The sequence below is a fragment of the Gilvimarinus gilvus genome (assembly GCF_030518155.1).
Taxonomy (GTDB): Bacteria; Pseudomonadota; Gammaproteobacteria; order Pseudomonadales; family Cellvibrionaceae; genus Gilvimarinus; species Gilvimarinus gilvus.
This window is the reverse complement of sequence record NZ_JAULRU010000029.1, coordinates 1-336: the sequence shown is the minus strand read 5'-3', so window position 1 is coordinate 336 and position 336 is coordinate 1. Positions and strand designations below refer to the sequence as shown.

Below are 336 nucleotides of genomic sequence, written 5' to 3'. Positions count from 1 at the left end.
GCGTGAGGAAGTCCAGCAGCATCTTGTTGACTTCACGCGGTGCTTCCACCGCCATCATATGCCGTTGCTCGGCCAGCACCACACTGTGCGCACCCGGGATGCGCGCCGCGAGCTGGCGGGTCATGGCCGGTGTGGAGCCCGAGTCGAGCTCGCCGGTGGCGATCAGTGTCGGCACCTGGATGCTGCCCAGGTCGCTGGCGCGGTACATGTCCTGGGTGGCGAACAGCGAATAAGTGGTGTGGTAGCCCTGCAGGTCATTGCTCGCCAGGACCTGGCGGATAGCGGCGACCTGGGCCGGGTTGGCGGCCTTGTATTCACGGCTGAACCAGCGCTCGA

1 protein-coding gene is annotated in these 336 nt (G+C 65.8%); it reads right to left on the bottom strand.

Annotated features, from left to right (window positions below; translation table 11 throughout):
* A partial coding sequence (locus tag QWI17_RS00145) for an alpha/beta hydrolase (protein ID WP_441294568.1) occupies positions 1–336 on the bottom strand: 336 nt, incomplete at both ends.